The organism is Micromonospora xinjiangensis, from assembly GCF_056150165.1.
On sequence record NZ_JAXCFO010000001.1, the window covers coordinates 440,538 to 464,774 of the forward strand.

At 72.8% G+C, this 24,237-nt stretch carries 22 protein-coding genes; 8 read left to right on the forward strand and 14 right to left on the reverse strand.

The features are described 5' to 3' along the window. The first annotated feature begins 417 nt into the window (after nt 1-417). The gene (lexA, locus tag SM573_RS02235; RefSeq protein ID WP_474612378.1) at nt 418-1,203 is read left to right on the forward strand and encodes a transcriptional repressor LexA; all 786 of its coding nucleotides are present in this window, start codon (nt 418-420) and stop codon (nt 1,201-1,203) included. Between the two features lie 97 nt (nt 1,204-1,300). On the opposite strand, the gene SM573_RS02240 is transcribed toward lexA, so the two are convergent. Beyond that, nucleotides 1,301-2,968, reverse strand: a complete 1,668-nt coding sequence (locus SM573_RS02240; protein ID WP_474615361.1) for a hypothetical protein — start codon at nt 2,966-2,968, stop codon at nt 1,301-1,303. Between the two features lie 49 nt (nt 2,969-3,017). Continuing rightward, entirely contained in the window at nt 3,018-4,463 is a 1,446-nt protein-coding gene (hflX, locus tag SM573_RS02245) for a GTPase HflX (protein ID WP_474615362.1), read from the reverse strand. Between the two features lie 226 nt (nt 4,464-4,689). On the opposite strand from hflX, the gene SM573_RS02250 reads away from it, so the two are divergent. Beyond that, the gene (locus SM573_RS02250) at nt 4,690-6,162 is read left to right on the forward strand and encodes an NAD-dependent malic enzyme (RefSeq protein WP_474612381.1); all 1,473 of its coding nucleotides are present in this window, start codon (nt 4,690-4,692) and stop codon (nt 6,160-6,162) included. 28 nt (nt 6,163-6,190) lie between these two features. On the opposite strand, the gene dapF is transcribed toward SM573_RS02250, so the two are convergent. From dapF to SM573_RS02265, 3 genes are read right to left on the reverse strand one after another with little or no spacing between them, the layout of a single operon-like run. Continuing rightward, nucleotides 6,191-7,036 carry a diaminopimelate epimerase gene (dapF, locus tag SM573_RS02255; protein ID WP_474612382.1) on the reverse strand — a complete coding sequence of 282 codons (846 nt, stop codon included), beginning with the start codon at nt 7,034-7,036 and terminating at the stop codon, nt 6,191-6,193. A 7-nt stretch (nt 7,037-7,043) separates the two neighbouring features. Continuing rightward, complete coding sequence (gene miaA / locus SM573_RS02260; RefSeq protein WP_474612383.1) at nt 7,044-8,006, reverse strand: tRNA (adenosine(37)-N6)-dimethylallyltransferase MiaA; 963 nt, start codon at nt 8,004-8,006, stop codon at nt 7,044-7,046. Continuing rightward, on the reverse strand, nt 8,003-8,776 hold the full coding sequence (locus tag SM573_RS02265; protein WP_474612384.1) for a class III extradiol dioxygenase subunit B-like domain-containing protein: 774 nt from the start codon (nt 8,774-8,776) through the stop codon (nt 8,003-8,005). Before SM573_RS02265 ends, miaA begins: the two co-directional genes overlap by 4 nt. A gap of 152 nt (nt 8,777-8,928) precedes the next feature. On the opposite strand from SM573_RS02265, the gene SM573_RS02270 reads away from it, so the two are divergent. Continuing rightward, on the forward strand, nt 8,929-10,137 hold the full coding sequence (locus tag SM573_RS02270) for a DUF349 domain-containing protein (RefSeq protein ID WP_474615363.1): 1,209 nt from the start codon (nt 8,929-8,931) through the stop codon (nt 10,135-10,137). A 137-nt stretch (nt 10,138-10,274) separates the two neighbouring features. Here the strand turns inward: SM573_RS02270 and miaB are convergent, their stop codons facing one another. Beyond that, entirely contained in the window at nt 10,275-11,774 is a 1,500-nt protein-coding gene (miaB, locus tag SM573_RS02275) for a tRNA (N6-isopentenyl adenosine(37)-C2)-methylthiotransferase MiaB (RefSeq protein WP_474612386.1), read from the reverse strand. A 53-nt stretch (nt 11,775-11,827) separates the two neighbouring features. Between miaB and SM573_RS02280 the strand changes: the two genes are divergently transcribed. Continuing rightward, nucleotides 11,828-12,082 carry a DUF2277 family protein gene (locus SM573_RS02280; protein ID WP_474612387.1) on the forward strand — a complete coding sequence of 85 codons (255 nt, stop codon included), beginning with the start codon at nt 11,828-11,830 and terminating at the stop codon, nt 12,080-12,082. Between the two features lie 16 nt (nt 12,083-12,098). Here the strand turns inward: SM573_RS02280 and SM573_RS02285 are convergent, their stop codons facing one another. Together SM573_RS02285 and selD are read right to left on the reverse strand one after the other, a co-directional pair. Next, the gene (locus SM573_RS02285) at nt 12,099-12,578 is read right to left on the reverse strand and encodes a hypothetical protein (RefSeq protein WP_474612388.1); all 480 of its coding nucleotides are present in this window, start codon (nt 12,576-12,578) and stop codon (nt 12,099-12,101) included. A 221-nt stretch (nt 12,579-12,799) separates the two neighbouring features. Next, nucleotides 12,800-13,789 (reverse strand): selenide, water dikinase SelD, encoded by a 990-nt coding sequence (gene selD / locus SM573_RS02290; RefSeq protein ID WP_474612389.1) that lies wholly within the window; start codon nt 13,787-13,789, stop codon nt 12,800-12,802. Between the two features lie 199 nt (nt 13,790-13,988). On the opposite strand from selD, the gene SM573_RS02295 reads away from it, so the two are divergent. Genes SM573_RS02295 through SM573_RS02310 form a run of 4 tightly spaced genes read left to right on the forward strand, consistent with a single transcriptional unit; the run spans nt 13,989 to nt 17,386 of the window. Further along, a complete protein-coding gene (locus tag SM573_RS02295; RefSeq protein ID WP_474612390.1) occupies nt 13,989-14,744 on the forward strand; it encodes an amino acid ABC transporter ATP-binding protein in 756 nt (251 codons plus the stop codon). A 56-nt stretch (nt 14,745-14,800) separates the two neighbouring features. Further along, nucleotides 14,801-15,685, forward strand: coding sequence for a glutamate ABC transporter substrate-binding protein (locus tag SM573_RS02300; RefSeq protein WP_474612391.1), 885 nt, complete (start codon nt 14,801-14,803; stop codon nt 15,683-15,685). A gap of 25 nt (nt 15,686-15,710) precedes the next feature. Then, entirely contained in the window at nt 15,711-16,418 is a 708-nt protein-coding gene (locus tag SM573_RS02305) for an amino acid ABC transporter permease (protein WP_474612392.1), read from the forward strand. Beyond that, nucleotides 16,415-17,386, forward strand: coding sequence for an amino acid ABC transporter permease (locus SM573_RS02310; RefSeq protein ID WP_474612393.1), 972 nt, complete (start codon nt 16,415-16,417; stop codon nt 17,384-17,386). The genes SM573_RS02305 and SM573_RS02310 overlap by 4 nt, the downstream gene beginning before the upstream one ends. Before the next feature lie 104 nt (nt 17,387-17,490). Here the strand turns inward: SM573_RS02310 and rny are convergent, their stop codons facing one another. The 6 genes from rny to SM573_RS02340 all read right to left on the reverse strand — a co-directional run bounded on the left by rny (nt 17,491) and on the right by SM573_RS02340 (nt 24,147). Continuing rightward, nucleotides 17,491-19,254: a ribonuclease Y gene (gene rny, locus SM573_RS02315; protein ID WP_474612394.1), complete on the reverse strand. Its 1,764-nt coding sequence runs from the start codon at nt 19,252-19,254 to the stop codon at nt 17,491-17,493. Between the two features lie 545 nt (nt 19,255-19,799). Further along, complete coding sequence (locus SM573_RS02320; RefSeq protein WP_474612395.1) at nt 19,800-20,513, reverse strand: 3-keto-5-aminohexanoate cleavage protein; 714 nt, start codon at nt 20,511-20,513, stop codon at nt 19,800-19,802. Nucleotides 20,514-20,672: 159 nt separating this feature from the next. Further along, nucleotides 20,673-21,377: a regulatory protein RecX gene (locus SM573_RS02325; RefSeq protein WP_474612396.1), complete on the reverse strand. Its 705-nt coding sequence runs from the start codon at nt 21,375-21,377 to the stop codon at nt 20,673-20,675. 8 nt (nt 21,378-21,385) lie between these two features. Beyond that, the gene (recA, locus tag SM573_RS02330) at nt 21,386-22,432 is read right to left on the reverse strand and encodes a recombinase RecA (RefSeq protein ID WP_474612397.1); all 1,047 of its coding nucleotides are present in this window, start codon (nt 22,430-22,432) and stop codon (nt 21,386-21,388) included. Between the two features lie 184 nt (nt 22,433-22,616). Then, complete coding sequence (locus SM573_RS02335; RefSeq protein WP_474612398.1) at nt 22,617-22,817, reverse strand: DUF3046 domain-containing protein; 201 nt, start codon at nt 22,815-22,817, stop codon at nt 22,617-22,619. A gap of 4 nt (nt 22,818-22,821) precedes the next feature. Beyond that, complete coding sequence (locus SM573_RS02340; RefSeq protein ID WP_474612399.1) at nt 22,822-24,147, reverse strand: MFS transporter; 1,326 nt, start codon at nt 24,145-24,147, stop codon at nt 22,822-22,824. Between the last annotated feature and the right edge of the window lie 90 nt (nt 24,148-24,237).

Genomic DNA, 24,237 nt, shown 5'->3' on the forward strand with positions numbered 1-24,237 from the left:
GCGTGTCCCGCGTGTCACTTCGGCACCACCGTCGACCACCCTCCGCGGACGGGCCCGACCTCGCCACCCGATCCGGTGGCGACGCCCGGCCGACCCGCCGGTGAGCCCAACGGCCGGGACCGTCCGGGGTTACCGGTCGCCCGACCACGGCCACCGGAAGACGTACCGCCCGGTCGCCCGGAATTCGAACACCCGTGCCAACCGACGTACCATTTACCAGAACAGGAGTACGAAGGAATCGCTTTTCCCCGCGACACGCCGGTGAGAGGTCGTACAGATGTTTGAAAATGACCGATCTCACCTATACCGTCATGACCAAGCGGTTGCGGCGGGATCCGTCGCAGCAGCACGCACACCGGCATCACCGCATGCAGCACGGGGCGCCGGGGGCACCCAGCGCCGACAGGGAGGACGGACGTGACCGAGGACCGGGCCAGCCGGCCGAAGACCCCGCAGCAGCTCGCCGAGGCGGGTCCACCGGCCACTCGGCGCCGGGGCGCCGCGCGCAGCCGGACGGGGCAGCCCGCCCTGCGTCCGGTCACTCCGGTGGTCAGCACCTTCCCCGACCCGGCGACGGTCGACCTGACCGCGCGTCAGCGGCGGATCCTCGAGTTCATCCGCACCTGGGTGGAGCGGCACGGCTACCCGCCGAGCGTCCGTGAGATCGGCGAGGCGGTCGGGCTGGTGTCGCCCTCCAGCGTCGCCTACCAGCTGAAGGAGCTGGAGAAGAAGGGCTTCCTGCGCCGCGACCCCAACCGGCCGCGCGCCGTGGACGTCCGCGCCCCCAGCGACGTGCTCGACGACGAGCTGGCCCGCTCCCAACGCCCCACGCCCGCGTACGTGCCGATGCTGGGCCGGATCGCCGCTGGCGGCCCGATCCTGGCCGAGCAGGCCGTCGAGGACGTCTTCCCGCTCCCCCGCGAGCTGGTCGGCGAGGGCGAGGTCTTCATGCTCCAGGTCAAGGGCGACTCGATGCTCGACGCGGCGATCTGCGACGGCGACTGGGTGGTCGTCCGGCAGCAGCCCACCGCCGAGTCCGGCGACATCGTCGCGGCCATGCTCGACGGCGAGGCCACCGTCAAGACCTACCGGCGCCGCGACGGGCACGTCTGGCTGATGCCGCAGAACCCGGCGTTCGACCCGATCCCCGGCGACGACGCCACCATCATGGGCCGCGTCGTGGCGGTGCTGCGCCGCATCTGACCCGCACCGGGTGACCACCTCGCAGGGGTGGTCACCCGCGCGGTCCGACGCTCGTCGAGGCGTCGGCAGCCCACGTCAGCGCCGAGTCACGGCAGGATCAGTAGCGGTCGCCGCCGCGGTAGCCGTTGTGGCCACCGGGATACTGACCGTACGGGTCGACATCCTCGTCGCGCCGGCGTCCGCCGCGCTGACCCCGGTAGTCCGGGTCGGGCCCACCACGTCGCGGTGGCTCCGCGCGTCCACCGCCCCCGTAGACGCCACCGCCGCCCGGCTGGCCGCCGCCACCGCCGTAGACCCCACCGCCGGGGCGTCCACCGCCGGCCGGACGCCCGCCGGCCGGGGGCCGACCACCGCCACCGCCGTAGACCCCGCCGCCAGCCGGACGGGCGCCGCCGGGCGCGGGAGGCCGGGCGCCGCCGTACACACCCCCCGTGCCGTTCGCCGGGCGAGCACCGCCGTAGACGCCGCCGCCGGCGGTCGCGGCGCCGCCGCGACCCGGAGCGCCGCCATAGACGCCACCACCGGCGGGCGCCCCACCGTCGCGGGCCGGACCGCCGCCGTAGACCCCGCCCCGGGGCCGGTCGCCGCCCGGGAGATCGTCGTCGGGACGTCCACCGGCGAACTCGTCCACATCGTCCGACCGGTCGGTGGGTGTCCGGTTCTTCCGGGCCCGCAGGATGCCGAAGATGCCCAGACCGACCAGCAGCACGCCCACCACCCCGACCGCGGCGATGATGTAGGTGATGTCGGTGATGCTGAGGCCGTCGTACCAGGAACGGTTCGCTCCGGGCTGGCCGGCCGCGTCGTCCGAGATCACCGGCGCCTTGCTGGTCGACGGGGTGTAGGCGAGGATGTCGGCGTTCGCCTCGGTCTCGCCGATCTGCGCCATGTCGGAGACGGTCAGGAAACTCCCGCCGTCCGGCGAATAGGTGATCGCCTCACCGAACGGGTCGCTCAACGGCGTGACCCGGGGCTCGACCGTGGTGAGCGCCTTGACGATGTCGCCGCCGGCGACGTCGTACTCGAAGGCGTCCGCGTACGTGCGCAGCACCACCTTGCCGCCGTCCGGCGAGCGGGCGGCACCCGTGATCGCCACCCGGCCGAAGACGCCCAACGGGTTCTCCGTCTGGGTCTTCGGCAGCGCGACCTCGCCGACCTTCTCCATCGGCACCGGCTCGGCGTCACCGTTGGTCAGCGGCCCCGTCGGGCGGTAGATCCCCGCCTTGCCCGAGGTCACCTTCGTGATGATCAGTGGAACGTTGTCGTCGCCGACCACGAGCGCCTCGGCGTCGTGCGGCTTCCCCTCGGGGTAGGTGAGGCGGTGCAGCGTCGGCTTCTTGGTGCCGCTGAGCGGCATCGTCCAGACCGCCACCCGCTTACGGCGCTCCCCGGTGGGGTTGTCACCGGTGTCCGCGATCCAGAGGGTCTTCTTGTCCGGCGAGGGGGCCAGATCCTCCGTGTCGGCGGGGCCGTCGCCCGGGTAGCTCACCGGATCTTTGGAGATCTTGCACTTGGCGTCCAGAAAGAAGACCCGCTTGCGCGACTCGACCTCGGTGCCATCGTTGATCACGACGTAGCCGCTGCTCGTCGCCACCAGACCGGAGATCTCTCGCAGCCGCTCGTCGGTGACGGTGCACCGCTTCTTGCCTGGTTGGGGCTCGGCTGGGGCGGGGGCGGCGGGAGCCGCCGACGCGACCCCGGTGAGCGCCACGGTCGCCCCCAGAAGGCCGAGGGCGACCGTGACCGAAGAAACAGCGCGGCGCATTGCGCAAGTGTCGCATGCCCGAGGTTTCCGGCGGGTCACGCGGCACGGCTCACGATCGGGCGGGGACGGTGCCCTCCACGTACGGCGCCAACTCGGCGGCGAGCGCCTGGTTCACCCGGACGTGCAGCAACGTGCCCTCGGCCAGGTGTGCGCTGCTCAGCACCTCGCCGACGCGGTGCACCCGGGCCACCAGGTCACCGCGGTCGTACGGCAGGATCGCCCGGACCTCCACGGCCGGCCGCGGCAGTCGCGCCTCGACGGCCGTGCGCAGCCCGTCGATCCCGCGCCCGGACCGGGCCGAGACGAAGACGGCGTCCGGCCAGAGACGCTTGAGCCGCAGCAGCGTCTCCTCGTCCGCGGCGTCGGTCTTGTTGACCACCAGCAGCTCGGGCAGCCGGTCGGCGCCGACCTCGGCGAGCACCTCGCGCACCGCCCGGACCTGCTCCTCCGGATTCGGGTGGGTGCCGTCCACGACGTGCACCACCAGGTCGGATTCGGCGACCTCCTCCAGCGTCGAGCGGAACGCCTCGACGATCTGGTGCGGCAGGTGCCGGACGAAGCCGACAGTGTCGGAGAGCGTGTAGACGCGCCCGTCGGGCGTGGTGGCCTTCCGGGTGGTCGGGTCGAGGGTGGCGAAGAGCGCGTTCTCCACCAGCACGCCCGCCCCGGTCAGCCGGTTGAGCAGGCTGGACTTGCCGGCGTTGGTGTAGCCGGCGATGGCGACCGCGGGCACGGAGTTGCGGGTGCGGCGGGCGCGCTTGGTCTGGCGGACCGTCCGCATGCCCTTGATCTCGCGGCGCAGCCGGGCGATCCGGGTGCGGATGCGACGCCTGTCGGTCTCCAGCTTCGTCTCACCGGGACCACGCAGGCCCACACCACCGCCGGCGCCGCCGACGCGGGCGCTACCACCGCTCTGCCGGGAGAGGGTCTCACCCCAACCACGCAGGCGCGGCAGCAGGTATTCCAGCTGGGCCAGCTCGACCTGCGCCTTACCTTCCTTGCTCTTCGCGTGCTGGGCGAAGATGTCGAGGATCAGGGCGGTGCGGTCGACCACCTTGACCTTGGTGCGCTGTTCGAGGTTGCGCAGTTGGGACGGGGACAGCTCGCCGTCGCAGATGACGGTGTCGGCGCCGGTGGCGAGCACCACGGACCCCAGGTCTCCGACCTTGCCCCGACCGATGTAGGTCGCCGGGTCGGGCCGGTTGCGGCGCTGGATGAGCCCCTCGAGCACCTGCGAACCGGCGGTCTCCGCCAGCGCGGCGAGCTCGGCGAGGGAGTTCTCCGCGTCGCTCTGCGTGCCCTCGGTCCAGACCCCGACCAGCACCACCCGCTCCAGCCGCAGCTGGCGGTACTCCACCTCGGTGATGTCGGTCAGCTCGGTGGAGAGGCCGGGGACCCGCCGCAGCGCCTGCCGCTCTGACAGCTCGAACTCGCCGGTGGTGGCCTCGAGCTCCTCGTCCTCGAAGGGGACGACGACGGTGTCCTGGTCGCGCAAGCCGATCTCCTGTCCGTTTGGTCGGGGTACCGAGCAATCCTGACATGTGACAACGTCCCGCGCACCCGCTATATGCCCGGCCTGCTATATGCCCGGCCACCGTTCCGCGCGGGCGCACCCGACCCGAGTGTGGCCGTACCCGCCGGTAGCGGGGTCGGGTGCCGGCCGACCAGGGTGGGCGAGTAGAAATGCCAGTCGAGCCGCTCAGTGCTGACGGAGGGAAACTGTGGCCATCACCCGACTGCCGAGTGCCGGATTCTCGATCACGATCCGGATCGCCGTACCGGCGGACGCCTCGTCGATCGGGCGGCTGACCACCTCCGTCGGCGAGGCCGGAGCGATCGTGACCGCGCTGGACGTGGTCGACTCCGACCCGACCCACGTCCTGGTCGACCTCACCTGCGACACCGCCGACGCCAGCCACGCCGACCAGGTCGTCCAGGCGCTCTCCGCGCTGGACGGGGTGGACGTGCGCAAGGTGTCCGACCGTACCTTCCTGCTGCACCTCGGCGGCAAGATCGAGGTGAGCTCGAAGGTCGCGCTGCGCACCCGCGACGAGCTGTCCCGCGCGTACACCCCGGGTGTGGCCCGGGTCTGCCAGGCGATCGCGGAGAACCCGGCGGACGCCCGGCGGCTGACCATCAAGCGCAACACGGTCGCCGTGGTGAGCGACGGCTCCGCCGTGCTCGGCCTGGGCAACCTCGGCCCGGCCGCCTCACTGCCGGTCATGGAGGGCAAGGCGGCGCTGTTCAAGCGGTTCGGCGGCGTGGACGCCTGGCCGGTGGTGCTCGACACCCAGGACACCGACGAGATCGTCTCCATCGTCAAGGCGATCGCGCCCGCGTACGGCGGCATCAACCTGGAGGACATCGCCGCGCCGCGCTGCTTCGAGATCGAGGCCCGGCTGCGCGAGGCGCTGGACATCCCGGTCTTCCACGACGACCAGCACGGCACCGCGATCTGCGTGCTGGCCGCTCTCACCAACGCGCTGCGCGTGGTGGGCAAGCGGCTCGAGGACGTCCGGGTGGTCGTCTCCGGCGCCGGCGCCGCTGGCACCGCGATCATGAAGCTGCTGCTGCGCCAGGGCGTGGGCGACATCATCGCGTACGACCGGCAGGGCGCCCTGCACCGCGGCCAGACCGGGCTGAACTCGGCCTGGCAGTGGCTGGCCGAGCACACCAACAAGGACAACTACTCGGGCGACCTGCGCGGCGCGATCCGCGACGCGGACGTCTTCATCGGGGTCAGCGCGCCGAACCTGCTGACCGGCGAGGACATCGCCACCATGGCGAAGGACGCGATCGTGTTCGCGCTGGCCAACCCGGACCCGGAGGTCGACCCGCGGGAGGCGCGCAAGCACGCCGCGGTCGTCGCCACCGGCCGGTCGGACCAGCCCAACCAGATCAACAACGTGCTCGCCTTCCCCGGCGTGTTCCGAGGCATGCTCGACGCGCACGCCGAGGAGTTCACCGAGGAGATGGCGATCGCGGCGGCCCGCGCCATCGCGGACGTGGTCGGCGAGGACAAGATCAACCCGACGGTGATCGTGCCGAGCGTCTTCGACGCCCGGGTCGCCCCGGCGGTGGCCGCCGCCGTCCGCGCCGCCGCGCAGAACCCCGCGGCCACGCCCCCGCCGGCCGCCGACCCGGGCCCGGCCGACCTCCCGGAGATCGCCGCCAACGCCAGCGCCACCCCCTGAGTCCTGACCTACCACCTGGGCCGGCTGTTCACGCCCCCAGCGCGGGCCGGTTGATCCGGCCGGTGGCGACCAGGACGGCCGGGCCGGCGAGCCAGCAGGTCTCGTCGGTGACGGTGACGGTGAGCCGGCCACCCGGTACGTCGACCGCGACCACGCCGGTGTCGCGGTCGGCGTCGCGCAGGGCCACGGCGGCCACCGCGCAGGCGCCCGTACCGCAGGAGAGGGTCTCGGCCGAGCCGCGCTCGTACACCCGCATGAGCACGTGCGCGTCCGCCCCGCCGACCGGCGCGCCGGGGGTGCTGAACTCCACGTTCACGCCGGCGGGGAAGATCGCCGGGTCCACCTCGGGTGCCCGCGTCAGGTCGAGGGCGGGCAGTTCCAGCGCGGTCGGCAGCGGGCAGACCAGGTGCGGGTTGCCCACGTCCACGGCGGTGCCGGCGAGCGTGAGCCCGCCCAGGGTGGCCGTGGCGGCGTCGTACAGCCGGGGGCGGCGCATCTCCACGGCGATGGTCTCGCCGTGGACCCGGGCGCGTACCAGCCCGGCCCGGGTCGCCACCGGGAGCGTCCCGCCGACGGGCGCGGCCAGGTCGGCCTCGACCAGGTAGCGGACGAACACCCGGGCGCCGTTGCCGCACATCTCGGCGAACGAGCCGTCGGAGTTCCAGTAGTCCATGAACCACTCGGCCTCGCCGGCCAGCGCCGCGCCCTCCGGGTGCTTCGCCGCGCGGACGACCCGCAGCACCCCGTCCGCGCCGATCCCCCGCCGACGGTCGCAGAGCGCCGCGACGAGTCCCGGAGTGAGGTCGAGCGCCCCGTCCGGATCGGGCAGGATCACGAAGTCGTTGCCGGTGCCGTGCCCCTTGGTGAACTCCACGCCCCCATCATCCCGCAGCGGCGCCGACCGCCCGCAGGGCCTCGGCGACCAGACCCGGGTCGGCCGAGTCGAGCCAGTGGATCCGCGGGTCGCGGCGGAACCAGGAGCGCTGGCGGCGGACGAAGCGCCGGGTCGCCCGGACCGTCTCCTCGTACGCCTCGGTCTCGGTCAGCTCGCCGGCGAGGAAGCGCAGCACCTGCTGGTAGCCGAGCGCCCGGCTGGCCGTACGCCCGTCCGGCAGGCCGCGGCCGACCAGCTCGCGGGTCTCGGCGACCAGGCCGTCAGCCCACATCCGGTCGACCCGCAGGGCGATCCGCTCGTCGAGCAGCGCGGTGTCCAGGTCGACGCCGATCTGCACGGACGGGTAGTAGGGGGTCGGTTCGGGCAGCGAGGCCGTGAACGGCGCACCGGTCAGCTCGATCACCTCCAGCGCCCGGACGATCCGCCGGCCGTTGCCGGGCAGGATGCCCGCGGCGGCGACCGGGTCGGCGGCGCGCAGCCGGGCGTACAGGGGCGCCGGCCCGACCTCGGCCAACTCCCGCTCCAGCCGCTCCCGCAGCGCCGGGTCGGTGCCGGGGAACTCGAACTGCTCCAGCACCGCCCGCACGTAGAGCCCGGAACCGCCGACCAGCAGCGGCACCCGCCCCCGGGCCAGGATGCCGTCGACCGCCGCGCGGGCCAGCCGCTGGTACTCCGCGACGCTCGCCGGCTCGGTGACGTCCCAGATGTCCAGCAGGTGGTGCGGCACGCCGTCGCGCTCGGCCGGGGTCAGCTTGGCGGTGCCGATGTCCATGCCCCGGTAGAGCTGCATCGAGTCGGCGTTGACCACCTCACCGTCGAGGGCGTGCGCGAGGGCGATGCTCAGCGCCGACTTGCCCGCCGCGGTCGGCCCGACCACGGCCACCACCGTCCCGACGGGCGGACGGCTGCCGCCGGCCCCGACCGGCCCGGTCCTGCCCGCTCCGGTCACGCCGGCTCCCAGCCGGCGACGAAGTAGCCCACGCCGTAGGGGGCCGCGTCGTAGCGCAGCTCACCGCGCCACTGACCGCCCGCCGCGCGCACCGCGCCCGCGAGCACCTGCCACGGCGCGCGGCCGGCGGCCTTCAGCTCCGCCGACAGCGCCGGGTCCAGGTCGAGCAGCGCCCGCGTGTCCGCGGCGGCGAGGGCCGCGGCGACCGACCGGTCGTACGACTGGGCGCGCGGGTCGTCGTAGCCGGGCGACTTCTCTCCCCGGCAGGCCGACCCGTCGCCCATCACCAGCAGCGCCCACGGGTGGTCGGAGCCCAGGCGGGCGCCCGCGGCGGCACAGACCGCCGTCGGCTCGTCGTACGCCACCGTCGCCATCCGCCACGAGACCGGTGCAGGCTCCTCGGGGCGGGCCCGGCGAAGCAGCCAGGCCCCCACGAGCAGGCTGAGCGGCAGGTCGCTCCCGGCGGCGGACGGTGGACCGATCCGTACCTCCAGTGGCACCCCCCACGGCGCGAAGGTGCCCCGGTAGGGGAAGTCGAGGGTGGCGCTGCGGTCGTCGCTGCCGACCACCACGACGGTCCGCGCGCCGGACTCGTACAGCCGGCCCACGACGGTGTCGCAGGCGGCACGGAGGTCGTCCAGCTCCGGGGCGGCGGCACCGGCCACCTCGGGGACGAGCAGGGGCGGGTGGGGGCAGACGGCGGCGCAGACCAGTGGCACCCGTTCACGGTAGCGGGACGTCCCGGTGCGTCCGTGCGCCGATCCGGTCATCCGGGCGCTAGGACACCGTATGGTCACGGTCGGCGATAGGCGCTCGACGGGGACGGGGTCGTACCTGTGACAATGCCGGGGAGAAAACTGGCTGCGCCGTGGCGGCGATCGGGACACTGCTCCCCCGACGCCGGGAGAACGAGGATGGGCACATGAGCGACTGGACTGCCTTCGGACGGGTGGACGCGGACGGCACCGTTTACGTCAAGACCGCCGAGGGCGAGCGGGTGGTCGGATCCTGGCAGGCAGGAGCGCCGGAGGAGGGATTGGCGCATTTCGCGCGCCGCTTCGCCGATCTGGTGACCGAGGTGGACCTGACCGAGGCCCGCCTCAACTCGGGTGCGGCGGACGCCGGTCACTCGCTGAGCACGATCCGCCGGATCCGGGCCTCGCTCGCCGAGGCGCACGTCGTCGGCGACATCGACGCGCTGGCCGCACGGTTGGACCGGCTCGCCGCGGTCGCGGAGGAGAAGGCCGGCGAGGCCCGCGCCGCCCGGGACGCGGCGCGCAGCGAGGCGCTGGCACGCAAGACGGCGCTGGTCGAGGAGGCGGAGAAGCTGGCCGCCGAGTCGACCGGGTGGAAGACCGCCGGCGACCGGCTCAAGGAGATCCTCGACGAGTGGAAGACCATCCGCGGCGTCGACAAGAAGACCGACGGTGAGCTGTGGAAGCGGTTCGCCGCCGCGCGGGACGGCTTCACCCGCCGCCGGGGCGCCCACTTCGCGTCGCTGGACGCGCAGCGCAAGCAGGCGCAGGCGGTGAAGGAGGAGCTGGTCACCGAGGCCGAGAAGCTCAAGGACTCCACCGACTGGGCGGCCACCGCCAACCAGCTCAAGGAGCTGATGACGCAGTGGAAGGCCGCCCCGCGGGCGTCCAAGGAGGCGGAGCAGCGGCTGTGGGAACGGTTCCGGGCCGCGCAGGACGAGTTCTTCACCCGGCGCAGCGAGGTCTTCTCGGCGCGCGACAACGAGCTGCGGGTCAACCTGGAGCGCAAGCAGGCGCTGCTCGCCGAGGCGGAGGCGCTGGACGTCGAGGGTGACCCCAAGGGCGCCCAGGCGAAGCTGCGGGAGATCCAGGCGCAGTGGCACGAGGCCGGGCGGGTGCCCCGCGAGTCGGCCGCCGGGCTGGAGCGCCGGCTGCGGGCCGTCGACGAGAAGGTCCGCGAGGTGATGGACTCGGCGTGGCGGCGTACCTCCAAGGAGGACAACCCGCTGCTGGCCCAGATGCGGGCGCAGGTCGCCGAGGCCGAGGAGCGGCTGGCCCGGGCCCAGGCCGCCGGGGACGCCCGGCGCATCCGCGAGGCCGAGCAGGCGCTCGCCTCCAAGCGTCAGTTCCTCCAGCTCGCCGAGCAGTCCAGCTGACCCGAGGACGATCGGAGCCCCGGCCCCTCGCGGGACCGGGGCTCCGTCACGTTCGGGCCGCCGGAGGTCGGTGCGCGGCGCAGCCTTCGGGCCGCCGGACGTTCAGTGCGCGGCGCAGCCTTCGGGCCGCCGGACGTTCAGTGCGCGGCGCAGCCGGAGGTGGGTGCGGGCGCCGCGGCCGGCGCACCGATCGTGGGCAGTCCGAGCAGCACACCGGGCGTACGCGGGGAACGTCCCGCCTCGGCCGCGTCGCCGGCCCGGGTACGTCGGTGGGCCTTCGGCTCGCCGTCGGCGTTGAGGTGGTGCGGGGCGGCGTACGTGACGGTGGTGTGCACGATGTCGCCGGGGCGGATCCGCCCGGCGAGCGAACCCGCCTCGAAGTGCACGAGCCGGCCGTCGCGCGCCCGACCGGACATCCGCCCGGTGCGCTCGTCCTTGCGCCCCTCGCCGACCGCGACCAGCACCTCGACGGTCTCGCCGACCAGCTTGCGGTTCTCCGCCCAGGTGATCTCCTCGACGCAGGCGATGAGCCGCTCGTAGCGCTCCTGCACCACCTGCTTGGGCAGTTGGCCGTCCATGCTGGCGGCCGGGGTGCCGGGGCGCTTCGAGTACTGGAACGTGAACGCCGAGGCGAACCGGGCCTCCCGCACCACGTCGAGGGTGCGCTCGAAGTCCGCGTCGGTCTCGCCGGGGAAGCCGACGATGATGTCGGTGGTGATCGCCGCGTCCGGCATGGCGGCCCGGACCTTCTCGATGATCCCCAGGTACTTCTCGGCCCGGTACGACCGGCGCATGGCCCGCAGCACGGCGTCGGAGCCGGACTGGAGCGGCATGTGCAGCGAGTGGCAGACGTTCGGCGTCTCGGCCATCGCGGCGATCACGTCGTCGGTGAAGTCACGGGGGTGCGGGCTCGTGAACCGCACCCGCTCCAGCCCGTCGATGTCGCCGCAGGCGCGCAGCAGCTTGCCGAAGGCGAGCCGGTCGCCGAACTCGACGCCGTAGGAGTTGACGTTCTGCCCGAGCAGGGTCACCTCCAGCACGCCCTCGTCGACCAGGGCCCGGACCTCCGAGAGGACATCGCCGGGGCGGCGGTCCTTCTCCCGGCCGCGCAGGGAGGGCACGATGCAGAACGTGCAGGTGTTGTTGCAGCCCACCGAGATCGACACCCAGCCGGCGTACGTCGACTCGCGGCGGGTGGGCAGCGTGGAGGGGAAGACGTCGAGGGACTCGAGGATCTCCACCTCGGCGGCGGCGTTGTGCCGGGCCCGCTCCAGCAGCACCGGCAGCGAGCCGATGTTGTGCGTGCCGAAGACCACGTCCACCCAGGGGGCCTTGCGGACGATGTCACCGCGGTCCTTCTGGGCCAGGCAGCCGCCGACGGCGATCTGCATCCCCGGGTGCTTGTCCTTGACGGGACGCAGATGACCCAGGTTGCCGTAGAGCCGGTTGTCGGCGTTCTCCCGGACGGCGCAGGTGTTGAACACCACCACGTCCGGGTGCTCGTCGGCCTCGGACGCGCGTACGTAGCCGGCCTGCTCCAGCAGGCCGGAGATGCGCTCCGAGTCGTGCACGTTCATCTGGCAGCCGTACGTCCGCACCTGGTAGGTGCGCGGGCTGCCCGCCGCTGCGGTAGTCATGACGAGGACAGCGTATCCGGGCCGACCGGATCGACCGGAACCGAGGAGGAGCCGTGTGCCGAAGCATCAAGACCCTGCGTGAGCCGTACACCCCGCAGGTGACCGACGACGACGTCCGGGCGGCGGCGTTGCAGTACGTCCGCAAGATCTCGGGCTTCCGGGCGCCCGCAGCGCACAACGCCGCCGCCTTCGAGGCGGCCGTGACCGCCGTGGCCGACGCCACCCGGACGCTGCTCGACCAGCTCGTGGTGCGCGGCGGCGGCGGGACCACGCCCGACGCCGGCCGCGCCACCGCGGCCGCCGGCTGAGCGGCGGCCCCGGCGGTCAGGCCGCGGCGAGCGCCGGTGCCACCGTGTCCGGCGCCCACCGCGAGCGGTGGCACTGCGACCATCCCCGGCAGCCGGGGTTCGCCTCGGTGCAGAGGCGCTGGTCGCTGAGCACCTCACCGTCGTCGGTCTCGCGCACGTCGAAGTGCACCGGCCGGATGGTGCCGTCGGGGGCGACGAGCAGGTGCCGGCCGGCGTCGAGGGTGTCGTCGCGCAGCAGGCAGTTGCGGTCCAGCAGCTGGGCCAGCGCGGCGATGCTCGCGTGCTCGGAGAGCCGCTCGGGCACGCCGTAACAGTCCACGATCGTGGCGAACTCGCCGGGCGCCTGCCAGACGTCGCAGATAACCGCGTACGTCGGCACTCGCGCCGGGTCCGCGATCGCCAGGGGCATCACCACCTGGCCGAGCGCCTCGGCCAGCGCCGGGTAGACCTCCACGGGTCGTACCTGGTCGATTCTCCAGTTCCACAGCTCGGTCACGCCGCCTCCTCGCTGCGTTCGTCCCACCGGCCTCCGGATCGGGCCTTACTGACGATGGTGCGGTGCATTTGACAGCAGCCGGGGGCAAGTTACCGGTCTGTGACCATTCCGGGCAAAATTTCCTGCCCTCGGCTCGCCCGGAGTAGCGAGAAGGTGACAGTTTATCGGGTATGGTGCCCCATCCGGTCGCGCCGCACCGGTCGGACACCTCACCCACCGGCTCAGCGGACGACCACCAGGTGCTCGCCGCGGGGCAGCAGCTCGCCGACCACGGGCGCGCCCGGCAACTCCCCGGCGACCAGCAGCCCACCGGAGGTCTGCGCGTCGGCCAGCAGCAGCCGCTCCTCCTCCCCCGCCGCACCGAAGTCGGTCCACGGGCGCACCCAGTCCAGGTTGCGGCGGGTCCCCCCGCTGACGTGCCCGTCGCGCACCGCCTCGCGCGCCCCGGCCAGGTACGGCACGCGCGCGGCGTCGATGGCCACCGTGAGGCCGCTGGCCCGGGCGAGCTTCGACCCGTGACCGAGCAGGCCGAAGCCGGTCACGTCGGTGCCACACCGGATCCCGGCGGCGACCGCGGCCCGGGCCGAGTCCCGGTTCAGCGCGCTCATCGAGGCCACCGCCTCGGGGAACACCTCCCCGGTGGCCTTGTGTCGGGTGTTCAGCACGCCGACCCCGAGCGGTTTGGTCAGCGACAGCGGCAGACCGGCCCGGCCGGCGTCCAGCGTGATCAGCTCCTCCGGCCGGACCACACCGGTGACCGCCAGGCCGTACTTCGGGCCGTCGTCGTCGACGCTGTGCCCGCCGGCCAGGTGGCAGCCCGCGTCGCGGGCCACGTCCTGCCCGCCGCGCAGGACCTCCCGCGCCAGCTCCATCGGCAGCACGTCCCGCGGCCAGCAGAGCAGGTTCAGCCCGACCAGCGGCGTGCCGCCCATCGCGTACACGTCGGAGAGGGCGTTCGCGGCGGCGATCCGACCCCAGTCGTACGCGTCGTCGACCACCGGGGTGAAGAAGTCGGCCGTGCTCACCAGACCGGTCCGCTCGTCGAGCCGCACCACCGCGGCGTCGTCGCCGTGGTCGAGCCCGACCAGCAGGTCGGCGGTGCCGGTCGCGGCACCGAGGCCAGCCACCATGGCCTCCAGCTCACCCGGCGGGATCTTGCAGGCGCAGCCACCGCCGCGGGCGTACCGGGTCAGCCGTACCGGTTCAGTCATTTCCACATGATCGCCCCATCCGGTGCGCGGTCGCCAGCGTCGTCCCAGATCGGTCCACGGTCGAAATCGGACACCCGACACGCGTCCGCGCGGGTGTTACCGCTCCGTGACCAACTGAGTTGCATTCCGCCACAACCAGCCGCCTAGAGTTGCCCAACCAGGGGTCAACGGACCCCGCCCCCGGGAAACGACAGGGACGGTGGACGACGTGACGACGGGCGAACCGCTCATCGTGCTGGACTCGGTCAACAAGTGGTTCGGGCCGCTGCACGTGCTGGACGACGTCTCGCTCTCGGTCGGCCGCGGCGAGGTGGTCGTGGTCATCGGCCCCTCCGGTTCGGGCAAGTCGACGCTCTGCCGGACCATCAACCGGCTCGAGCCGATCAACTCCGGCACCATCACCTTCGACGGTCAGCCACTGCCGGCGGAGGGCAAGGCCCTCGCGAAGCTGCGCAGCGAGGTCGGCATGGTCTTCCAGTCGTTCAACCTCTTCGCGCACAAGACCATCCTGGACAACGTCACCCTCGGCCCGGTGAAGGTGCGCAAGGAGAAGCCGTCCGTGGCGCGCGAGCGCGCCATGGCACTGCTCGACCGCGTCGGCATCGCCAACCAGGCGGACAAGTTCCCGGCCCAGCTCTCCGGCGGTCAGCAGCAGCGGGCCGCCATCGCCCGCGCGCTGGCCATGCAGCCCAAGGCCATGCTCTTCGACGAGCCGACGAGCGCGCTCGACCCGGAGATGGTCGGCGAGGTGCTGGACGTGATGACATCGCTGGCCCGCGAGGGCATGACGATGGTCGTGGTCACCCACGAGATGGGCTTCGCCCGGCACGCCGCCAACCGGGTCATCTTCATGGCCGACGGGCAGCTGGTGGAGGACGCGGCGCCGACCGAGTTCTTCGCCAACCCCCGCAGCGAGCGGGCCAAGGACTTCCTCTCCAAGATCCTCACGCACTAGGCGTCCACCTGGAGCGCGCCGTCCCCCGGCGGGCTTCGTCGAAGAAGGAGAAGAGTATGCGTATGAAGCGCGTGGCGGCGGTCGCGACGGCCGCGGTCCTCGCCCTCGGGCTGGCGGCCTGTGGCGACAACGGGTCCGACGGAGACACCGGCAGCGGCGGCGAGAGCAAGTCCTTCGCGGCCGGCACCACCATGGAGCGGCTGAACAAGGCCCAGAAGATCACCATCGGCACGAAGTTCGACCAGCCGCTCTTCGGCCTCAAGGGGCTCGACGGTAAGCCGCAGGGCTTCGACGTCGAGGTCGGCAAGATCATCGCCGACGAGCTGGGCATCCCCGAGAGCAAGATCGAGTGGATCGAGACGCCGTCGGCGGTCCGTGAGCAGCGGATCGAAGAGGGCAAGGCGGACATCGTCATCGCGACGTACACGATCAACGACACCCGCAAGCAGAAGATCGACTTCGCCGGCCCGTACTACATCGCCGGGCAGACCATCCTGGTCAAGGCGAGCGAGAACGAGATCACCGGCCCCGAGTCGTTCAAGACCACGGGCAAGAAGGTCTGCTCCGTCCAGGGCTCGACCCCGGCGAAGAACATCGAGCAGTACCTGGGGAACGTCGCCCAGCAGCTCGTCGTCTTCGACGTCTACTCCAAGTGCCTCGACGCCCTCAAGGGCGGCCAGGTCGACGCCATCACGACCGACAACGTGATCCTGACCGGCTACATGTCGCAGAACGAGGGCCAGTTCAAGCTCGCCGGCCAGCCGTTCACCGAGGAGCCGTACGGCATCGGCCTGAAGAAGGGCGACAACGACTTCCGTACCTTCCTCAACGACACCCTGGAGAAGATCTTCCAGGACGGCCGTTACCTGAAGGCGTGGAAGGACACGGCCGGCAAGGTCGACTCGGCGGACCCGAAGATCCCGACCGTCGACCGCTACTGATACGAGCTAGCTGAAGGGTGATCTGGTGGACGTTCTCGTCAACAACTTCGACGTCTTTCGGGGCGGATTCCTCGTCACCCTTCAGCTCTGTCTCCTGTCGGCCACGGGGGCGCTGATCATCGGTGTCCTCGTGGCCGTCCTGCGGATCTCACCGGTGCCGCCGCTGCGGTGGCTCGGCGGCGCCTACGTCACCGTCCTGCGCAACTGCCCGCTCACGATCGTGATGTTCTTCGCGGCGTTCGGCCTGCCCGCGCTCGGCTCCAACGCCGACTTCCTCCGGATCCCCGGGCTCGACCAGCTCTTCGAGCGCCTCGGCACCGACCTGCCGTACTTCCGGTTCGCGCTCATCGCGCTCAGCGTCTACACGGCCGCGTTCGTGGCCGAGGCGATCCGCAGCGGCGTCAACGGCGTGCCGAGCGGCCAGGCCGAAGCCGCGCGTGCCCTCGGGCTGACCTTCGGTCAGAACCTGCGCCACGTCGTCCTGCCACAGGCATGGAAAGGAGCGATCGTGCCGCTCGGCAGCGTGCTGATCGCCATGATCAAGAACTCGGCGCTCGCGGGCTTCTTCGGCGTCGCCGGTGACCTCTCCTCCGGCGCCCAGGCCCTGACCAGCGCCGGCGGTTACCCCATCATCCCCGTCTTCATCGGAATCAGCGTGGGCTTCCTGATCCTGACGGTCCCCCTCGGGCTGCTCCTCGACCGCGTCGAGCGGCGGCGGGCGGTGGCCCGGTGAGCGCGAACGACTCGACGTCCTCCGTCCTCTACGACGCGCCGGGCCCGAGGGCCCGCCGGATCACGCTCATCGGGAGCGTGCTCGCCGCGATCGCCGCCGTGGTCGGCGTCTACTTCCTCATCTACCGCCCGCTCGACGAGCGCGGCCAGTTCACGATGGAGAAGTGGGGTCCGCTGATCGACCCCGGTAACGAGGTCTTCGGCCAGGTCTGGACGCAGCTGGGCCAGGGCTTCCGGTCGACCCTCACGGCCGCCGCGCTCGCCATCGTCACCTCGCTGGTCTTCGGCACCCTCCTCGCGATCGTGCGCGTCCAGCTCAAGGCCCTGATGCGCCGCCGGTTCACCACCCTGTCGCCGCTGGCGGCACGTGGGGTGCGGGCGCTCAGCTGGCTCCTGAACGGCGTCACCCGCCTCTTCGTCGAGGTCTTCCGTGGGCTCCCGGTCGTCATCACGATCTTCTTCTGCGCCAGCGGGCTGCCGGTGCTCGGCGTCGACCTGGGCGACATCCTCTGGTACCTGGTGCTGGGCCTCACCATCTACAACGGTGTCGTCATCGGTGAAATCCTGCGCTCCGGCATGGAGGGCCTGCCCGGCGGCCAGCGCGAGGCGGCCGACGCGATCGGTCTCACCTCGTTCCAGGCGACGCGGCTGATCCTGCTGCCGCAGGCCTTCCGCATCATGCTGCCGGCCCTGATCAGTCAGCTCGTGGTCGTGCTCAAGGACACCTCGCTGGGCTTCATCATCAGCTACGAGGAGGTGCTCCGGAAGAGCAGCTTCGTCATCCAGGTGCTCGACAACCCGATCCAGGTGTACGCCGTCGTCGGGTTCATCTACATCGCCGTCAACTACCTGCTGTCGAAGCTCGCCGAGTACGTCCAGCGCCGGATGTCGCGCGGGCGCAAGACGGTCGCCAAGCCGGCCGCCCAGGGCGCCGCGGAGACCGAGGCCGTCGCGGGCACCACGACGTAGCTCCTCCCGTTCCGGGCGCCTGACGCGCGCGCCGGGTCGCGTGATCGCCGAGGACCTCCCTGACCAGGGAGGTCCTCGTGTGTCTCACCCCCTCCGCGGGAGGGTCAGCGGGCGATCTCGGTGACCCGGGACTCGCGGACCACCGTGACACGGATCTGGCCAGGGTAGGTCAGCTCCTCCTCGATCTGCTTGGCCACGTCCCGGGCCAGCACCGCGGCGCCGATGTCGTCCACGTCGTCGGGCTTGACCATCACCCGGATCTCCCGGCCGGCCTGCATGGCGAAGACCTTCTCCACGCCGCCCTTGCCGGCCGCGATCTCCTCGATCCGCTCCAGCCGCTTGACGTACGCCTCCAGGCTCTCCCGCCGCGCGCCCGGCCGTCCGCCGGAGCAGGCGTCCGAGGCCTGGGTGAGGACCGCCTCAACGGTCTGCGGCGGCACCTCGTTGTGGTGCGCCTCGATGGCGTGCACCACCTCTTCGCTCTCGCCGTACTTGCGGGCGAGGTCGGCGCCGATGATGGCGTGGCTGCCCTCCACCTCGTGGGTGAGCGCCTTGCCGATGTCGTGCAGGAACGCCGACCGCTTGATGAGCGGCACGTCGAGGCGCAGCTCGGCGGCCATGACACCGGCGATGTGCGCGGTCTCGACGAGGTGCTTGAGCACGTTCTGCCCGTACGACGTCCGGTAGCGCAACCGGCCGAGCAGGCTGACCAGCTCGGGGTGGATCTCGGTGATGCCCACCTCGACCAGCGCGTCCTCGGCGGCCCGGCGGCAGAGCTGCTCGACCTCCTGGCGGGCCAGGTCGTAGACCTCCTCGATCCGGTGCGGGTGGATCCGCCCGTCGAGGACCAGCTTCTCCAGCGTGAGCCGGCCGACCTCGCGGCGGACCGGGTCGAAGCAGGAGAGCAGCACCGCCTCGGGGGTGTCGTCGATGATCAGGTTCACGCCGGTCACCGACTCGAAGGCCCGGATGTTGCGGCCCTCCCGGCCGATGATCCGCCCCTTCATCTCGTCACCGGGCAGGTGCAGGACGCTGACCACGCTCTCCGCGGTCTGTTCGCTGGCCACGCGCTGGATCGCGTCCACCACGATGTGCCGGGCGCGCTCCTCGGCGGTGCTGCGGGCGTCCGCCTCGATGTCGCGCACCAGCAGCGCCGCCTCCCGCTTGGCGTGCCCCTCGATGGCCTCGACGAGCTCCGCGCGGGCCGCCTCGGCGGTGAGCCCCGCCACCCGCTCCAGCTCCCGCCTGCGCAGCTCCTCCGCCTCGGCCAGCTCGGCCTCCCGCTGGTCGAGCGCGGCCTCCCGCGCGGCCAGCGCGGCGCTGGCGGCGGTGAGCTGCCGTTCCCGCTCGGCGAGCCGCTCCACCTCCTCGGTGTGCAGCCGTTCACGCTCGTCCATGCGGGCCGCCCGCCGCTCCACCTCGGCGGCCTGCTCGCGGGTGGTCGCGGCGAGCACCGCCACCTCCCGCTCACCGCTGCGCCGCGCCGTCAGGCGCAGCTGCTCGGCGTCCGCCTCGGCCTGCTTGTGGGCCCGCTCCAGGATCGTGTCGGCCTCCGCGCGGGCGTCGTCGAGCACCCGGCGCGCCTCGGCACGGGCCGCCTTCGCCTCCGCCTTCGCCGCGGCGGCCTCGGCCCGCGCCGCCGCCGCGGCGGACTTCGCCACGTCGATCGTGCTGTTCGCCTCGTCCGCGGCGGTGCGCAGCGCCGCCAGCGACTGCTCCTGCCGGTCCTTCTCGGCGATGAAGGCGGGGTCCGTCACCGGCGCCCCGCCCAGCCGGCGCAGCGTCCGCAGGCCGACCGCCATCGCGCCGACCACCACGAGGGTCAGGACCAGGACGGCGACGAGGAGGATGGTGTCGAAGGCGCTCATGCCGGGACCCCGCGCGGACCACCGGTGAACCTGTGCCGTCCCGACATGGCCGCCTCCCCTAACGTCGGCGCCGCGGTGGCGTGCCGACGGCACGCTCCTGCGACTCTGGACGCCCGACCGGAGCGGCTGGCCGTGGGTAGCCTCCTTCGCCGGCGGTGCCCGTGGGCATCGTCGGCGACCGGGTGCAGTTGTCGCGCCGGCTCCGGGCCGGCCTGCCCGGAGCTGGTGCCGAAGACCGATCCTGTCGGCCAAAGTGATGCTGTTCTGTTACGCGATCTATGTTGTGCGCTTAGCCTGCGCTGGTCGGGCAAAGTGAGCCTGTATGGCGAGGCTAGGTCGCGGAGGGCGGTCTGGTCAAGAACTCATGATCAAACCCCCCGAACGGAGAGAAGTTGTCTCGTCACCCCTGGTGACCCGGGTCCCGGACAGCACGGACAAACACCGCGACCGGAGGCACCGAACGGACGACCACCGGGCCCCCCGCACGGCCCTGACCGGCGGACCTTCCGCCGCGCTCGGCGGGCAGGCGGACCAGCCGGGAAATGTCAGCGAGCGCCGGCAGCCACGGCCGCCGCCACCAAGGCTGCGTTGTCCGCGGCGACCGCGCCGTCGGGCAGCCGCAGCGTGTCCTCCAGGCCGATCCGGGTCGGCAGGCCCCGACGGACCGCCTCGACGAGCACCGGCCAGGTCGCCGGTCCCTCGCCGTGCAGGAGCACGGGCGGGCTCACGGCGGTCGCGGCCGGCAGCGCGGCGAGGATCCGCGCCGCGTCCGCCAGCGCCTCCGCCGGATCCTCGGCCATGCACTCGACGAGGATCCGCCCGGCCGGCACCCGCCACCGGCGATACGCCTCCACCGCGTCGAGCGTCCAGAGACCCGCCTCGACCATCACACCCCGCTCGTGCAGCGCGGCGGCGACCGCCTCCGCGCCCTCCTCGTGGGCGTTGACCGAGGCGAAGTCCGGCAGCACCGGCCAGGATCGGACGGCGGCCACCCGCGCGGCCGGATCCGGGGCGATCCAGGCGCCGGTGCTCACCCCGACCGGCAGCCCGGGCCGGGCGGCCCGGATCGCCGTCAGCGCCTCGGCGATCACCTCGGGACGCAGCGACTCGACGCCGGTCGCGTCACGCGGGTGGACGTGCACCGCGGCGACGCCGAGATCGGCGCAGCGCCCCGCGTCGGCGGCCAGCTCGGCCGCGGTGACCGGCACGGCGGGGTGTTCCTCACGAGCCCGACCGCCGTTGAGGCACGCCTTCAACATCGCTGGCTCGACCTCCCGTGCGCCTCGACGTCCGCGCGGTGGGCCCGGCGCCGGCACGCGGAACCCGGCAGGCATCCCGTCCACGCCGGACCCGCCCCCTCGCCGCTCACGTCGGCGCCCCGGCAGGCGCTCTCGCCGGGTGGCCTCCACCGCGACCGTTCACTCGACGGCCCGACCGTCGCGGTCCAGCTCGGTCTCCGCCTCGGCCAGGGCGTCCGCGTCGATCTGCTCGGCGAACTCGGCGGCCTCCGCGCTCTGCGCGGCCAGGGCCTCCTTCACCGCTCGGATGGCCACGCCGGGCGGGTAGCCCTTGCGGGCCAGCATGCCGACCAACCGGCGGAACACCGCGTCCGGCTCGCCCCGGGCCGAACGGAGCTTCCGGTCCACCAGGGCGCGGGCGGTCTCCGCCTCGGTCTCCTCGTCCAGCTCGCCGAGCGCCTCGCTCGCCACGTCGCCGTCGACTCCGCGCTGGCGCAGCTCGTTGGCCAGCGCCCGGCGGGCCAGACCCCGACCGGCGTGCCGGCTGGTCACCCAGGCTCGGGCGAAGGCGGCGTCGTCGATGATGCCGACCTCGTCGTAGCGGTCGAGCACCTCGGCCGAGACCTGCTCGGAGATGCCCCGCTTCGCGAGCGCGGCGGCCAGCTCGGCCCGGGTGCGCGGCCGCACGGCGAGCTGACGCAGGCATATCTCCCGGGCCACCTCCGCCTCGTCACGCGGCGGAGCCGCCGGAGCGTCGGCCTGGGGATCGGACCCTTCGGCGCGCTCTCGGCGACCGCGCCGAGGGCGGGGCGTGGTGGCGTCGCCCGGGGGGCGGGGTGGGCTGGCGTCCCAGCCCCGCCCCGTCCGGGCTCGTCGTCCTGCCACGGGTCAGGTCAGAAGTCGACCGGCGGCAGCTCCGGGCCACCGGCCGCGTCGCTCGCGGCGACCCCGACGCCGAGCTTCTCCAGGATCTTCTTCTCGATCTCGGCGGCCACGTCCGGGTTCTCCCGGAGGAACTCGCGGGCCTTCTCCTTGCCCTGGCCGAGCTGGTCGCCGTCGTAGGTGTACCAGGCGCCCGACTTGCGGATGATCGCCTGCTCGACGCCGACGTCGATCAGCGAACCCTCGCGGGAGATGCCCTTGCCGTACATGATGTCGAACTCGGCCTGCTTGAACGGCGCGGCGACCTTGTTCTTCACGACCTTGACCCGGGTGCGGTTACCGACCACGTCGGTGCCGTCCTTGAGGCTCTCGATCCGGCGCACGTCGAGCCGCACCGAGGCGTAGAACTTCAGGGCCCGACCACCGGTGGTGGTCTCCGGGCTGCCGAACATCACGCCGATCTTCTCGCGGAGCTGGTTGATGAAGATCGCCGTGGTGCCGGTGTTGTTGAGGACACCGGTGATCTTCCGCAGCGCCTGGCTCATCAGCCGGGCCTGGAGGCCGACGTGGCTGTCGCCCATCTCGCCCTCGATCTCGGCGCGTGGCACCAGCGCGGCCACCGAGTCGATGACGATGATGTCGAGCGCCCCGGAGCGGACCAGCATGTCGGCGATCTCGAGCGCCTGCTCACCGGTGTCGGGCTGGGAGACCAGCAGCGCGTCGGTGTCGACGCCCAGCGCCTTCGCGTATTCCGGGTCGAGCGCGTGCTCCGCGTCGATGAAGCCGGCGATGCCGCCGGCCCGCTGCGCGTTGGCGACCGCGTGCAGCGCGACCGTGGTCTTACCGCTGGACTCCGGGCCGTAGATCTCGATGACCCGGCCGCGCGGCAGACCGCCCACACCGAGCGCCACGTCGAGCGCGATGGAGCCGGTCGGGATCACGGCGGTCTGCACGACCGGCCGCTCCCCCAGGCGCATCACCGAGCCCTTGCCGAACTGCTTGTCGATCTGAGCGAGAGCAAGGTCGAGTGCCTTCTCCCGGTCAGGCGCTGCCGCCATCGTTGCCACCCCTGCCTTCGCCGGCGTCTTTGCTGAGCTTCGCGTCACGCGGACACGCTAGGCGCTGGGTCCGACAGAAAACCAGCCGACGGGCCGCGAGCTGTGGACGAGCACCCCGCTGTGGACAATAGCCGAACAGGTGTACGACTCGGCAAGCGACACGCGGATCGGCGGAAATCGCTGCTCAGCGTAGTCGCGCGGGCACCCGGTCGGGATAGGCCGCGCAGACCGCCCGCCACACGACGTGCGTCTCCTCTCCACCGGCGAGGGCCTGCTCGATGGTCCGCCCGCCGAGTTGGGGAAGCACCTGGTCCGCGGCGATGCTGGCCGCGTAGCCGGGACCGAACGCCTCCTCCAGCCGCGCCCAGAAGTCGGTCAGCCGCACGTGATCAGCCCTCCTCGTCCGGTGCCCCCGCCGGCACCGGCCGCAACGCTAGCGCCACCAGGGGCACCGTGGCGACCGCCGCGAGCAGGGTGAGGACCGGATAACCGGCGGCCCGCATGACAAACCCGCTGGCGGCCGCGGCCGCCGCGCCGGCCAGGCCCATCATCAGGTCGGAGAAGCCCTGCACGCTCGGCCGGACCGCCACCGGCACCGACTCCGACAGCAGCGTGGAACCCGCCACCATGGTGCCGGACCAACCCAGTCCGAGCAGGACCAGACCGATCGAGAGCCGGGGGGTGTGGTGCCCGGCGGTGCCGGCGACCGCGCACGCGGCGAGCAGCAGCGCGACGCCGACGAGGATCACCGCCCGCCGGCCGAGCCGGTCGGTGAGCCAGCCGACCACCGGGGAGAGCGCGTACATGCCGGCGATGTGCAGGCTCAGCACGATGCCGACCACCCGGAGCACGTCGGCGTCCCCGTGCGACTCGCCGAGCCGGACCGGCGTCATCGACATGACCGCCACCATCACCACGTGGCCCACCGCCACGGCGGCGATGCCGAGCCGGGCGGGGGGCAGGCCGCGTACCACCTGCCACGCCGCCCGCATCCCGGAGCCGCGCCGGCCGGCCCGGGTCGGCGCCACGACGGCCTCGGCCGGCGCGGCGGTCGCCACGGGGACGGAGGCCGCCGCGATCCGGCGCGCGGTGAGCAGCGGGTCGGGCCGCAGCAGGACCAGGAGTACGGCGGCGGCCAGCACGAACGCGACGGCGCTGAACGCGAACGGGCCGGCCAGCGGCGGCAGGCCCCAGCCGCTGGTGGTGTGGTCGGCGAGCGCGGCGAAGTTCGGCGCGGCCACGGCCCCGATCGTGGTGGCCCAGACGATCAGCGAGAGTTGGCGGCCTCGCCGGGCCGGCTCGGCGAGGTCCACGGCGGCGTAGCGGGCCTGGAGGTTGGCGGCGGTGCCACCGCCGAAGAAGAGCATGCCGAGGAAGAGCAGCGGCACGAAGTCGGTGACCGTGGCGAGCACGACCAGCACGGCCCCGACCGCGCCGGCCAGGTACGCGACGGCCAGCCCCGGCCGTCGACCGCGGGCGTTCATGATCCGGGTGACGGGGACCGCGAGCAGCGCCCCACCCACCACGGCGGCGCTCTGCGCCACACCCGCCAGCGCCGTCCCGGCCACCCGCGCGGCCAGCAGCGCCCCCACCGCGATGCCGATGGTGACGCCGATCCCGCCGATGATCTGGGTGACGAAGAGCAGGCGCAGGGTTCGCCGCTGGATGGGCGCGACGTCGGGTGCGGCGACGCGCGCGGTCAGGTCCGTGGCCATGGGCGGCTCCCGGGGCGGTAAGGAGTGCGGATGCCGCTCATCCTTGCGCACCGACCGCACCGGGCGGCACCCGGTTTCGCGGCGGGCCGA

Bases quoted from the DNA above. Each gene is read 5' to 3' on its own strand.
- SM573_RS02340 (WP_474612399.1), bottom strand. From the start codon at position 24,147: ATGGCCACGGACCTGACCGCGCGCGTCGCCGCACCCGACGTCGCGCCC.
- SM573_RS02300 (WP_474612391.1), top strand. From the start codon at position 14,801: ATGCGTATGAAGCGCGTGGCGGCGGTCGCGACGGCCGCGGTCCTCGCC.
- SM573_RS02270 (WP_474615363.1), top strand. From the start codon at position 8,929: ATGAGCGACTGGACTGCCTTCGGACGGGTGGACGCGGACGGCACCGTT.
- miaB (WP_474612386.1), bottom strand. From the start codon at position 11,774: ATGACTACCGCAGCGGCGGGCAGCCCGCGCACCTACCAGGTGCGGACG.
- SM573_RS02240 (WP_474615361.1), bottom strand. From the start codon at position 2,968: ATGCGCCGCGCTGTTTCTTCGGTCACGGTCGCCCTCGGCCTTCTGGGG.
- rny (WP_474612394.1), bottom strand. From the start codon at position 19,254: ATGAGCGCCTTCGACACCATCCTCCTCGTCGCCGTCCTGGTCCTGACC.
- selD (WP_474612389.1), bottom strand. From the start codon at position 13,789: ATGACTGAACCGGTACGGCTGACCCGGTACGCCCGCGGCGGTGGCTGC.
- SM573_RS02265 (WP_474612384.1), bottom strand. From the start codon at position 8,776: ATGACCGGATCGGCGCACGGACGCACCGGGACGTCCCGCTACCGTGAA.
- SM573_RS02320 (WP_474612395.1), bottom strand. From the start codon at position 20,513: ATGTTGAAGGCGTGCCTCAACGGCGGTCGGGCTCGTGAGGAACACCCC.
- recA (WP_474612397.1), bottom strand. From the start codon at position 22,432: ATGGCGGCAGCGCCTGACCGGGAGAAGGCACTCGACCTTGCTCTCGCT.